General features: G+C 46.8%; 9 protein-coding genes. 4 read left to right on the plus strand and 5 right to left on the minus strand.

The window, feature by feature from the left end; genetic code table 11:
- Nucleotides 1–189: 189 nt before the first annotated feature.
- Nucleotides 190–1,410 carry a threonine/serine exporter ThrE family protein gene (locus tag L5L98_RS11765; protein ID WP_105250515.1) on the minus strand — a complete coding sequence of 407 codons (1,221 nt, stop codon included), beginning with the start codon at nt 1,408–1,410 and terminating at the stop codon, nt 190–192.
- A 158-nt stretch (nt 1,411–1,568) separates the two neighbouring features.
- Between L5L98_RS11765 and L5L98_RS11770 the strand changes: the two genes are divergently transcribed.
- From L5L98_RS11770 to gntR, 3 genes are all read left to right on the plus strand, one after another.
- Complete coding sequence (locus L5L98_RS11770; RefSeq protein WP_263140982.1) at nt 1,569–1,979, plus strand: MAPEG family protein; 411 nt, start codon at nt 1,569–1,571, stop codon at nt 1,977–1,979.
- Nucleotides 1,980–2,194: 215 nt separating this feature from the next.
- Nucleotides 2,195–4,645 carry a YgiQ family radical SAM protein gene (locus L5L98_RS11775; RefSeq protein ID WP_263140983.1) on the plus strand — a complete coding sequence of 817 codons (2,451 nt, stop codon included), beginning with the start codon at nt 2,195–2,197 and terminating at the stop codon, nt 4,643–4,645.
- Nucleotides 4,646–4,867: 222 nt separating this feature from the next.
- On the plus strand, nt 4,868–5,866 hold the full coding sequence (gene gntR / locus L5L98_RS11780; RefSeq protein WP_263140984.1) for a gluconate operon transcriptional repressor GntR: 999 nt from the start codon (nt 4,868–4,870) through the stop codon (nt 5,864–5,866).
- A gap of 53 nt (nt 5,867–5,919) precedes the next feature.
- Here gntR and gntU read toward each other — a convergent pair whose 3' ends face one another.
- A complete protein-coding gene (gene gntU, locus L5L98_RS11785) occupies nt 5,920–7,263 on the minus strand; it encodes a gluconate transporter (RefSeq protein WP_105250511.1) in 1,344 nt (447 codons plus the stop codon).
- An 85-nt stretch (nt 7,264–7,348) separates the two neighbouring features.
- Here gntU and L5L98_RS11790 point away from each other — a divergent pair, with 85 nt between their 5' ends.
- Nucleotides 7,349–7,924 (plus strand): gluconokinase, encoded by a 576-nt coding sequence (locus tag L5L98_RS11790; protein ID WP_131525390.1) that lies wholly within the window; start codon nt 7,349–7,351, stop codon nt 7,922–7,924.
- 353 nt (nt 7,925–8,277) lie between these two features.
- Here L5L98_RS11790 and L5L98_RS11795 read toward each other — a convergent pair whose 3' ends face one another.
- From L5L98_RS11795 to speF, 3 genes are all read right to left on the minus strand, one after another.
- On the minus strand, nt 8,278–9,432 hold the full coding sequence (locus L5L98_RS11795; RefSeq protein ID WP_263140989.1) for a porin: 1,155 nt from the start codon (nt 9,430–9,432) through the stop codon (nt 8,278–8,280).
- A gap of 123 nt (nt 9,433–9,555) precedes the next feature.
- Nucleotides 9,556–10,875 (minus strand): putrescine-ornithine antiporter, encoded by a 1,320-nt coding sequence (gene potE, locus L5L98_RS11800; RefSeq protein ID WP_105250509.1) that lies wholly within the window; start codon nt 10,873–10,875, stop codon nt 9,556–9,558.
- An 86-nt stretch (nt 10,876–10,961) separates the two neighbouring features.
- Complete coding sequence (gene speF, locus L5L98_RS11805; RefSeq protein WP_105250508.1) at nt 10,962–13,124, minus strand: ornithine decarboxylase SpeF; 2,163 nt, start codon at nt 13,122–13,124, stop codon at nt 10,962–10,964.
- Between the last annotated feature and the right edge of the window lie 297 nt (nt 13,125–13,421).

The following is a 13,421-nucleotide window of genomic DNA, read 5'->3' on the forward strand; positions in this document are numbered from 1 at the left end:
AAGGCCACTCCCATGAAATCGACGACTGCAGCGAAAACAATTTCACGTTGCAATTCACAATTTAATAACACATTGAAAACGAGTGTTAGTCAAGGAAACATTTTAATAAGTTTCTTATTTTACTTAAGGTTAGCTTAAGATTATCTTGAGGTAGCGGCTGGGCGCGGGCTCCAGCCGGATTAGCGATTGTTACAGTGTACGCCTAGGTGGGACAGCGACGTTAGCAAAGATGAGCCCCGCAATTAGCGACATAAAAATCAAAAAGATTTGCGAGCCTATGTGCGACTGATTGAGCATGGTCTCACCTGAGATCAGTGCATTGAGTCCGATATAGGTTTTACTGCCGGGGACTAAGATCACTATTCCCTGCAACAGGGCGATGGAGGCAGGCGCCTTCATCCAGCGGGCGAAGAGGTTAGAATAAATTCCTACTGCCAAGGCACCAAAGAAGATCCCCACCGAATCACCAAAATAATGTCCGCCGAGCATGGCTGAGAAAAACGCCACTATCCCAGCCAATACGCCCCAAGGCGAATCTTGCATCCGTGCTTTGAAGATAAAAACCAGCGCCATAGATAGAATCGGAACCGCCGACCAAATTGCCCAGCGAGGTAAACCCTCAGGTTCAATATGAATCGCTTCGCCGAACATAGCTTTACCGATTGCCATGCCGAGCACTGCACCAAAGTACAGCTTAAATAATTGCATGCTCGCATCCATGATGCGCGCCGTGCCAGAAATTAAATCCCGTGCGGCGAGTTCGGCTAAACCTAAGGTTAAGGCTAAGCCGGGAATAAAAATAATAATGGAGGAAAGGATCACTACTGGGATATTAATATTTGGATCGATACGCGCTATGCCACAGGCTGCGATGGCGCAAAGGATAGTGGCGAAGGGTTCGAGCACTTCGGCCATGCGGGCCGAGCGTTCGGCACGGTATACCAAGCCATAGACGAATAAGCCTAATAATCCTGACCAAAATACATCGTTCCAACCCGTGCCCATCAGCATAGCGAAAGCGGCGGCAGAAGTTCCAAAAGAAAAGCAAGTTAATACAGGGCCATAGGGATTGGGTTTATTGGCGATTTCTTCTAAGCGATCTAAGGCCTCGGCCAAAGTGCGTTTACCTGAGGTTAACTCATCGACCAATTCATCGGTGCGGGCGAGTGAGCCTAAATCGAGTTCACCGGGCTTAACTCGAGCAGCATGGTTATATTCTTGATCGGTATCATGTTGCAAAACGAAGGTCATCGACGTCGGAGAAATAAGGAAATAGCCTTCGATACCTAAGGTGCGAGCAACGGTTTGTAAGTGGGTTTCTAGACGATAAGCGGGTGTGCCAAACTTATGCAAGGCTTTTCCTAGTTTTATGATAAATCTGCGTTTTTCGATAAACTCGTCGTTATCCAATCGGGGTATTCACTGTATAAAAAGTTGTAGGGAATGACGCGCGCATATTAACCTATCTTGTCTATAAAAGGTTAATGGCTTTTAACCTTAATACAAATAAATTGCTGATTTTTTGCAGCTCGGGCTATAGTCAGCTTTTTGATAAAAGGGAAATAGGCATGTCTTTGATGGTAACGGGTCTTTACGCTAGCCTCACAGGGCTATTAATTGTCGCTTTGGCTTATCGAGTAGTGAAATTAAGGCGAGGTCAGAAAATCGGCCTAGGGGATGGTGGTAACAGCGCCTTAGCTTTGGCTAATCGAGTGCATGTTAACCTGATCGAAAATGCGCCTATCGTATTGATTTTAATGCTGGTGGCCGAAGCGGGTGGCTTGCCTGCATTTTATTTACACTGTTTTGGGACTGTGTGGATAGTGGCGCGCTTACTCCATGCTATTGGCTTAACTCAAGGCCAAGGTGGTTATCATTTTGGTCGTTTTTGGGGCGTATTGCTCACTTGGCTAGTGATTATCAGTTTGGCGTTGGTGAATTTGCTGCATTTTGCTCAAGGTTTAGGAAAGGGTCTCTAGGCTCGCAGGTTTGGGCGGTCAGTTCCGCCCTAAGCCATATCCATAGCGGATTTAGGGGTATTACGCTTCCGGCTCAAATACCCCTGAAAATGCCTCGAGTGGTGTTTTTTTAATCGCATCTATCCTCCATTCCCTGCTATACTCCGCGTCCCTAAATTGGCGTAACTTATTTTCGTGGCGCCTTTATTCGACATTACGTTTTCGGGTCACAATCCATGCAAGTTGAATCCACACTCTTTAGTCATCCCAAGTATTGGGCCACGGGCGACAGCACTGCGCCTTTCTTACCTATGTCTCGCAAGGAGATGGATAAGCTTGGTTGGGATAGCTGTGACATCATCATAGTCACAGGCGACGCTTATGTGGATCACCCAAGCTTTGGCATGGCGGTGATCGGCCGTATGTTAGAGGCTCAGGGTTACCGAGTTGGGATTATTTCCCAGCCAGATTGGTCGAGCAAAGAAGCCTTTATGCAATTGGGCCGCCCGAATCTGTTTTTTGGCGTCACCGCCGGTAACATGGATTCGATGATTAACCGTTACACCGCCGACCGTCGTTTACGCTCCGACGATGCTTATACCGCCGGTGATATTGGCGGTAAGCGCCCAGATCGCGCCGTGACTGTGTACACCCAGCGCTGTAAAGAAGCCTTTAAAGATGTGCCTGTGATTATTGGTGGTATCGAAGCCAGTTTACGCCGTATCGCCCATTACGATTATTGGTCGGATAAAGTGCGTCGCAGTGTGATTTTCGATGCCAAGGCCGACATTCTGATGTACGGCAATGCCGAGCGTCCTTTAGTCGAAGTGGCACGCCGCTTAGCTGCCGGTGAACCGATCAGCTCGTTGCATGATGTGCGTGGCACAGCCGTTATCCGTAAAGAGCCGCTGCCCGAATGGCGCGGTATGGACTCGCGCAAGATTGACCAACTGCACAAGATAGAGCCGCTGCCGAATCCTTACGGCGCCGATGATGTGGGTTGTGCTAACTTGTCTGGCCCGTCCGATGTGAAGATATTCGATAACGAAGCCCCTAAGCCTATTAGCGTTCAACCGCCTAAACCTAAGCCATGGGATAAAACCTATGTGCTGCTGCCAGCGTTTGAAAAAGTCTCTGAAGACAAATATTTATATGCCCATGCTTCACGGATTTTGCACCAAGAGCAAAATCCAGGTTGTGCCCGCGCGTTATTTCAACCCCATGGCGACCGCGCCGTTTGGGTGAATCCGCCCGCATGGCCGCTCAATACCGATGAGATGGATGCCGTATTCGATTTACCTTACCAGCGTATTCCTCATCCGATTTACGGCAAGGAAAAAATTCCTGCCTATGACATGATCAAGACGTCTATCAACATCATGCGTGGTTGCTTTGGTGGCTGTTCTTTCTGCTCGATTACCGAGCATGAAGGTCGAATCATTCAGAGTCGTTCACAAGAATCGATTGTTAAAGAAATCAAAGATATTCAGGATAAAGTGCCAGGCTTTACTGGAGTGATTTCCGATTTAGGCGGCCCTACCGCCAACATGTACCGTTTAGGTTGTACCAGCGAAAAGGCTGAAAAAACCTGTCGTCGTTTATCCTGTGTGTTTCCATCGATTTGCGGCCACTTAGGCACAGATCATAAACATACAATCGACTTGTATCGCGCTGCGCGTGCGGTACCTGGCATCAAGAAAGTATTGATTGCCTCTGGCGTGCGTTACGACTTGGCGATCGAAGATCCGGCCTACGTTAAAGAGTTAGTGCAGCACCATGTGGGCGGCTACTTAAAAATCGCCCCTGAGCATACCGAAGAAGGTCCGCTCAGCAAGATGATGAAGCCCGGCATGGGCGCCTACGATAAGTTTAAAGAATTGTTCGACAAGTTTTCTAAGGAAGCGGGCAAAGAGCAGTTCCTGATCCCTTACTTTATTTCGGCGCATCCAGGCACGACCGACGAAGACATGGTGAACTTAGCGCTGTGGTTGAAGGAGCGTAAGTTTAAGCTCGACCAAGTACAGAACTTTTACCCGTCACCGATGGCGAATGCGACCACGATTTATCATACCGAGTTAAACTCGCTGAAAAACGTCAAGCACACCAGCGAAGTGGTCTCTGTGCCGAAGAAAGGGCGCCAACGTCGCTTGCACAAAGCATTGCTGCGTTATCACGATCCTGCGGGTTGGCCATTGATCCGTGAAGGGTTAACTGCCATGGGACGTGAAGACTTGATCGGCAATAGTCCGCATCAGTTAGTGCCACCAGAAGGTCGAAATGAGCGCGGACCTAAGTGGATGAAAGATGCCAACCAAGGCCAAAAAGCCTTTACGCGTTTCTCGGGTAATCAGTTTGATGACCGCAAGGGCGACGGTAAATCTAAAAGTCCGGCTAAAGGCGGCGCGCAAGCTCAGGCTGGTACTGAATCAAAACCTGCCAGCAAAGGTGGAAAACCAGCAGCGAATGGCGCTAAGCCTGCCAGTTCTAAGCCAGCAGGAGCTAAACCAACTGGCTCTAAACCTAGCGGAGCCCATTCGAGCCGTCCGGGAGCGAAGGCGCCCTTCGGCCAGTCTGGTTTTAAGGCCGGAGGCGCTCAAGCTAAAAGCAGTGCTAAAGGCGGAAGTCCATCAAAGAGTGGTGGTAAACCTGCAGGTAAACCCGCTCAGGGTCGCCAACAGGCTAAGTAACACTTTTCGCCATCACAAATAATGTTCAAAGGCCGCTCCAGATATGAGTTTGGAGTGGCCTAGCTAGCATGGTCATTCCGCTAAAATAGTCCTCAACTGGTATCGCTGGGCGAACTATTATAAGATCCCTGTCTGATGTTTATGTCTACTATTTGTTTATATTCGATATTTTAGCTATACATCTCACCCATATCCGCGGTTCGTTAACTAACATTAGATATTATGAATAAAAAGCGTAGACCCAGTCTACAAGACGTTGCCGATCAAGTTGGGGTCACCAAAATGACGGTGAGTCGCTATTTAAAAAATCCAACAAGGGTGGCGCAAAGCACTCAAGAGAAGATTGCTATCGCGTTAGAAACCTTAGGTTATATTCCTAATCGCGCGCCGGAAATTTTAGCGCAAGCAACCAGTCGCGCTATTGGCGTGTTAGTGCCTTCGTTAACCAACCAAGTATTTGCTGAAGTGCTGCGCGGTATTGAGAATGTGACCGGCAAACGCGGTTATCAAACCATGCTGGCTCACTACGGGTATCAGGCCGAATTAGAAGAAGAGCGGGTGGCATCACTGCTCTCTTACAATATCGATGGCTTACTCTTGTCCGAAAGTTACCACACGCCGCGTACCGTGCGAATGATTGAAACGGCGGGCATTCCGGTCATCGAAATGATGGATAGTGTGTCGCCTTCGATTCAACAGTGTGTGGGTTTCGATAACACCGCGGCCGCATGCGAAATGGTTAAGGCCATGATTGCAAAAGGCTATCGCCACATTGCTTACCTAGGTGCGCGCATGGATATTCGCACTCAGCTTAAGATGCGAGGCTACGAGTTAGCGATGCAGCAAGCTCAGCTTACACCTTTGGCGATGACCACAAATGAGGCCTCGTCGTTTTCCTTGGGGGCGTCGTTATTGCAACAAACATTAGCGAAATATCCCTATGTGGATAGTTTTTTCTGCACCAACGATGATTTAGCGGCGGGGGTGATATTTGAGTGTCAAAGACAAGGCATCAAGATCCCTGAACAAATTGGCGTTGCAGGGTTTCATGGCCATGATATTGGCCAATCTATGACGCCAAAATTGGCGAGCATTATTACGCCGAGAAAAGAGATTGGTCGAATTGCTGCTACTGAGCTATTAGACAGGTTAAATGGCAAAGAGATAGCAGAATCGGTTATCGATCTGGGCTATCGTATTGATTTAGGGGAAACACTGTAGACTTCCCCTCGTTCTTTCGCTTAACGACTTATGTTTGTCATCACAGGTTATCGTTAGAGAAACGCAGAGATGATGACTGCGACTATGCCGCCCGTCGTACCTATAATGGTCTCCATCACAGTCCACGTTTGCAGCGTTTGTTTTTCTGATAATCCAAGAAAACGGTTAGCGAGCCAGAAGCCTGAGTCATTAACGTGCGAGAGCACAATCGAACCTCCGCCAATGGCAATCGTAATTGCCGCCAATTGAGCACCATCTAAGTTTAGTGGTTCAAGTATTGGGATGATAAGGCCGCAAGCCGTTAACATGGCCACGGTTGCCGACCCTTGGATCACGCGCACCGACGCCGACAAAATAAATGCCAGTATTACAATCGGTAATCCCGAACCTGCCAACATATTGCCTAATGCATCGCCGACACCTGAGTCAATCAGCACTTGCTTAAACACGCCGCCAGCACCGGTGACGAGAATAATGATCCCAGCAGGTTGGAGCGCACTGCTACAGATTTCCATGATGCGCTCATTGGGAATATTGCGTCTCACGCCCAGTACATAGAATGCGATTAAACATGCTAGCAAAATGGCGGTGAAGGGATGACCTATCAAGGCGAGCCAATTATGCAGGTCGGATTTTTCATCAATAAAGCGTGACACCACCGTCTTTAAACCGATAAGCAGCAGTGGGAACACCACAATACTGATTGATAGCGCGAATGAGGGGATCGGTCCGCCTTCTCGTTCACCTTTTTCCTGCTGCTCGTGGGCAGGCAGCTCAACATGGACTTTTTGGGAGATGAGGCTGGCAAAGAGCGGGCCGCCTAGAATCATCGCCGGAATCGATGCCAATAAACCGAAGACTATCATGTAGCCAAAGTCGGCATTGAGCTGGGAAGCGACCAAAATAGGCCCCGGTGCAGGGATGAGAAATGCCTGACAGGTGGCAATACCCGCGAGCAGTGAAATACCAATTTTAACGACGCTGCCGCCCCCTTTACGAACCACGGCAAAGGCGATGCCAATCAGCAGTACCACAGCAACATCGAAGAAGAGAGGTAATGCACAGATAAAGCCTGTAAAGGTCATGGCCCAGTGAGCTTTGTCGTTACCAAATTTATTCAGCAGTGTATGGGCTATCTGATCTAGCGCGCCAGTCTCTTCCATTACCCGGCCAAACATGGCTCCCAAAGCGACCACAACCGCAACAAAGCCCAGTGTTCCCCCCATACCTTGTTGAATTGTATTGGTAATATCAGCTGGGTTCATGCCAGAGAAAAGGCCGGCAATGATCGACACCAGTATCAGTGATACTACTGCATGTAATCTCACTTTCATCACTAAGAACAGTAGCAGGGCAATTGAACCCAGCGCTGTCAGAATCAATGACATATCAGACATAAGAGGACTTTTCCTTGTTAGTTAAGTTGTCCACATTTTTGTAGGTTACCGGTAACATGTTACCCGTAATATGGTAGAGTGGGAAGTGACTAAATTCGAGAATTGGCATGAGGTTAACAAAGTGACTGAGAGAAAAAAAGGCAATAGCTATGTGTTCATGGGCGTCTCTAGTTGTGGCAAATCTTCAATTGGTGCCGCGGTCGCAGAGGCTTTAGAGACGAAATTTATTGATGGTGATGATCTGCATCCTAGAGCCAATATTATCAAGATGAAATCTGGCTCACCGCTCAACGATAGCGATCGCGCTCCTTGGCTTGAGCGCATCAACGACGCTGTGTATAGCATTGAGCAAAAGGGGGAGCAGGGGGTTATTGTCTGCTCTGCACTGCGTCGCCAGTATCGTGACTTAATCCGTCAGAACAACAGCAAGCTGGTGTTCATTCATCTATACGGAGATTTTGAATTAGTCAAAGAACGCATGTTTGCCAGAAAAGCCCACTTCATGCCGATTGAGCTACTCAAGAGTCAGTTCGACACGCTGGAAATGCCCGCGACTGATGAAGCTGACGTTATCCAAGTGAGTATAGATGGCACTTTCGAAGAAGTCGTACAACGCTGTATTAATGCGATAAATGGCGAAGGATTAAACGTTGGCCATTGAAGTCAAGCGCAAAGTCGTAATGCACATCGGCTTAAACCGCTCAATTTTTTAGAAAAAAGCCACTCCAGAAGCTAACTTGGAGTGGCGTAGAGATAATGGTAAGCCTGCGGTACCATCCAATGAGTGTTACGGCGAGCGTTTGTAGACGGAACGTGCGCCGCACCTCAGTCTCAAATAAGCTCACGCATATGAGCGATGACGCGAGCTGCCTATCCTGCTAAACATGATTTAACTCAACATGTGATTAGAACGGTCACTAAAGACTGTTACTCAAAATCGTCCTGCTTCATGCGACTAAGCAATGCCAAAGTTGAATGGGTGCTGTAGCAACCTTGGTAAAACTTCCTTGAGCTTTAAAAGAAGTAGTTAATCCCCACTGCGAAGCTGTTGTCTTCCTGTGCTTCGAGTGCAGGATCATCCATATCACTGAAATCTAGCTTCATCTCGGCAAACATCACAGTGTCGTTACTGTAGCGATAATGCAGCCCCAGCATGGCAAATTGGCGAGTCCATTGACCTTGAATCGGCGTAGCTGCATCTGTGTCTAAATCTAAATAACTGAGTACAACCATGGGCACAAATCCGTTGTCGAATTGATAGGCAGTCATCAACTCGGCACCAGTGGCGTCGTAGAGATCGCCGTTGACCAGTTCATTATTTTTACTTTTGTGAGCGTTAAAGCCCACATAGAGACCGCTGGCCTCACGTCCTTCGGCATAGTGATAGTAGTCACCATACATGGCACCAATGCCCATAATTTCATTGGTTTCATCGACTTGAGTATTGCCTAAGTGGCCTTCAAAATCGCCGCGGTTAAAACCTGCGAGTAGCTTAAATTTATCGGTTACCGCATAAGTGATACTGGCGCCGTAGCTGCTGTCAAAACTCAGTTCTGAGTTGGTCATCTCGCTACCGTCATCGTTCTTTAGGCTGACATCACCATTGGTTTTGGCGGCATATTGCAGGGCGATTTGTACTGGGCCTAAATTATTACGGTAAATGAATGCGGAATCGGCACGGCCTGTACCTGTGAGGCTGCCATCACCGAAGGTGTAAGCGCCAACGCTGTAACCTGCAAATACGTTCGGTAAATCTGTAGTGCCTGCGACATCGTAATAGGCTCCCCATTGTTTACCGAAACTCAGGTTGCCCCATGTATCATGGGACATGCCAACATAACCTAAGCGGTTATAGAGAAAATCATCGGTTTTTTCGGCGGCTAGTTTGCCCCCTTGCATCACTAGCCCATCGTCGCTGGAGACCATGTTGATCCCCCATTCTGTGGTAGCAAAAGCGGTCCAACCATTTTTCTCGCTGCGCTCGAAGCTGAATCTTAGTCGTGATGAGTCGTCGATAACTGAAGTATCGTGGCTGTCATTTAATGCTGCAAACCCTAACCAACCCGTTAAATCTAAGGTATTTTTTTGATCTTTATAGAGTTCAACCGCCTGACTGGTGGTGGCCGTTAATAGCATAGGTAACACTAAAGCGAGACAAGTCTTATTCATAAATCCCCCGATAATGAGCAAGTATTCTCCAGGGGATCATAGGCTTGGCCTATGATCCCTGAGTTATCGTTAGTCTTGATGTGGATGTTGGTATTAATTGTTTCCGATCTGCGTTAGCCGTATTTAGGCTGGACGTGTATCGGCAACAGGCGCTTGGTTTGAGATCACGCCGAAAATAGTCCAACCGAAGAAGGTGGCTATGGCGCCAAGCATCACTGCGGTTTCGCCTGAGCTGTACAGAGCATAGAAGCTATATAACGCACCGATTACGGCGATCACGTTGGCAACGCGGGCTTTATTGATCGGCACTTTTTGCTGTCTTTGCATTATGCCAAGCGCGGCCATAGATAAGATATAAGGCACAATGTTGGTGACGACGGCGAGGTTAACGAGTGCTTCGAACTGTTTGCTCAGTGATGGGCTAATGGTCATCAGCGATAATGCTGTTTGGATCGAGACGATAATAGTCATGCCCCAAATTGGCGCATCGGCTTTACTGACTTTAGAGAAAATTTTCGGAAAAAATCCTTCATCGGCAGAGGCTTTAAACACTTGGGCAATAGTGAACTGCCAACCTAAGAGTGATCCAGTACAGGAGATAATGGCGCAGGCCATCACGATTTTACCAACTACTGGATTAAACATTTGTGCGAAGGCTAAGCCGAATGGCGCATTTGACATGGCAAGCTCGGCATTTGGCACAATACCGGCAATGACGTTAGTGGAAACGATATAAATCACTGCTGCACCTAAGGTACCGCCCATAACGGCGATAGGTACGTTTTTTTCTGGGTTATCGACGGCTTCTGAGTTTGCACAGGCCGATTCTAAACCGAGGAACGCCCACAAAGTCATAGCGATAGAACCGCCTAACGCTTTGAAGAATGGCATATCATGCGGGTTCCATGCGCCTTTATAGAGGTCGATGTCAAACCAGAACCAACCAATTAAAGATACACCAATCACAGGCAGAATAATCCCCCACACAGTCACGCTACTGACGCGACCCGTGATGCGGGCACCACCGAAGTTAGCAATGGTTGCCAACCAAAGTACGCCAATGGTCGCAAGACAAATTGCCATCGGGCTTAAGTTAACTTCCAGCAACACGGCAGCGTAACCCACGGCAGAGATGGCAATCGCGACGTTGGCGATTAACAGCGAGACGGCATAGGTGTAGTTGGCCATAAAGTTGCCAGAACGGCCGAAGGCATACTCGGCATAACCGCCCATACCACCGGATTTTTTACTGAACATACCGCACTTAGCAAAGGCGAAGGCGAGGGCCGTTGACCCTGCTGCTGTTACTAACCAAGATAAAATGGAGATAGTACCGACTTGAGCTAATTGGGTTGGCAGCATAATAATGCCCGAACCCATCATGTTGACTATGGTGATAATAGTTAATTGGACGACGCCAATTTTATTTTCTGATTTACTCATACTAATAACCTAATTTAGGTGACTTATTATAGGAGGAATGAATTTGACCGCAGAGTGGGGTTAATAAACTCTGCAGTCAGTCTTCATTATTTATTTAGTACATAGCCCATTGCTTGAATTTTGCCGTCTGCGGTATTTTCGAGATAAACACCTTGCAGTTCTGGTGAGAATCCAGGTAATAGGTTGATGCCTTCTTCAAGGGCAAGGAAATAACGCTGAACAGAACCACCCCATATTTCACCTGGCACCATACATAACACGCCTGGTGGATATGGCAGCGCACCTTCGGCAGCGATACGGCCTTCAATTTGCGAGAGTGGGACTAGTTCTACTTTACCGCGAATAAACTCTAGGTTTGCTTCCTGTGGGTCCATCACTTTTGTAGGAAAATGCGCTTTACGGAACATTTCTTTCTGCAGTTGTTTTACGTCATGGCTGACATAAAGATTGTGCATTTCTTGGCAGAGTTGACGGATAGAATAGTCTTTATAACGGGCTTTATTGGCGTTATAAACGTTAGGTAATACTTCAGATAATGGCGCATCTTCATCGACTAATTTCTCGAAACGAGATATTTGTGATACCAGATGTTGCATCTTGGCCATATCTTCCGCAGGTGTCATCAGGAATAAAATCGAATTCAAGTCGCACTTCTCTGGAATAATATTATTTTCCCGTAAGAAGTTAGCCAGAATAGTCGCTGGAATACCAAATTCGGTATATTTGCCTGTTTCAGCATCTATGCCCGGTGTTGTTAATAAGAACTTACAAGGGTCAACAAAGTATTGGCCTTTTTCATAACCTTCGAAGGAGTGCCATTTCTGACCAGGTTCGAATTCGAAGAAGCGTAAGTCATCGGCCATTTGTTCGGTTTCATAGTCTTGCCATAGGCGGCCGTCGATCATTGTTGGCACGAATGGTTTGATATATTTACACTTTTTGAGTAATAGCTTACGTGCTTCGATACCCGCTTTTACCGCTTCGCGCCACAGATAACGACCACTCGCGCCTTCATGCATTTTCGCGTTTACATCTAGCGCCGCAAATAAAGGATAGAAGGGACTGGTAGAGGCATGCATCATAAAGGCGTTATTGAAGCGTTTATGGTTGCAATATCTATCTTGGCCTTTGATATGTTTATCTTTTTTATGGATTTGCGAGGTTTGTGAGAAACCGGCCTGCTGTTTATGCACCGACTGAGTCACGATAATGCCTGGATCTTCAGCAGTTAGTTCGAGCAAGAGTGGTGAGCAGTCATTCATCATAGGGATGAACTGTTCATAACCCACCCAAGCTGAGTCAAATAAGACGTAGTCACAAAGATGGCCAATTTTATCAATAACTTGTCGAGCATTGTAGATGGTGCCGTCATAGGTGCCGAGTTGGATTATCGCCAAGCGGAATGGGCGTTTTTCATCGGCTCTTTCTGGCGCGACTTCACGAATTTGCTCTCTTAAATAGGACTCTTGGAAACAGTGGGCATCAATGCCACCAATAAATCCGAAGGGATTACGTGCCGTTTCTAAATAAACAGGTGTAGCACCTGCTTGAATTAATGCGCCATGGTGGTTTGATTTGTGGTTATTGCGGTCGAATAACACGAGGTCGCCTTTCGCTAACAGCGCATTAGTCGCGACTTTATTTGATGACGAAGTGCCGTTAAGTACGAAATAGGTTTTATCGGCATTAAAAACTTTGGCAGCGTATTTCTGTGCTTCCAGTGGAGCGCCTTCATGGATCAGTAAATCACCCAGTTTCACGTCGGCATTACACATATCCGCGCGGAAAATTGTTTCGCCAAAAAAGTCGAAGAATTGGCGGCCCACAGGGTGTTTACGGAAGAATTGTCCGCCTTGGTGACCAGGACAGGCAAAGGTAGAGTTACCCATTTCGACGTATTTTTTTAACGTACCGAAGAAAGGTGGCAATAGCGCTTGTTCATATTTACTTATTGCAGTCTCAACCTGTTTTCCGTAGAAGTCAGTGTTATCACCGCAGAGTTCAAATACCCCTGTAATCGATGAGCAAACATCATCAGGGAAGGTTTCTTCACAGCAAACTGAAACGAAAATGGGCAGTTTCAATCCGGTGTTTTTAATCTTTTCAACAATACCATTTCTAACATCATCAACAGAGACGACAGCCGCGCCCACATCGCAAAAATCTGTGGTTAATACATTGACAACTTCTCTGTCGATATCGAAACAAGATCTAACAGATAAGCTAGCGGCTACTTTTAATGATTTCATAGTTAATTTCCCTTTTACTTTATAAAAAATAGATACAAGTGTGCCTATACCTAATTAAAAACATTAATGGTATGAAAATTAGATATAGCTATTCCGTGCGCAGATTAAATGTGGTTATGCCAAAGTTACGAAATAAATATAAGTAGAAATATATTTATTGAGCGTATGAATAGCTTAGCCGCAGAAAAACTGCACTGATAAAAGAATGCTTTGATTAAGGTGTTAGATAATAAACCAAATGAAAACAGTACGATAAGTGTTTTTCGCCTATTAGGGAAATAGCACTTTAGACCTGTT

Source organism: Shewanella sp. SM23 (assembly GCF_025654295.1).
Classification (GTDB): domain Bacteria; phylum Pseudomonadota; class Gammaproteobacteria; order Enterobacterales; family Shewanellaceae; genus Shewanella; species Shewanella oncorhynchi.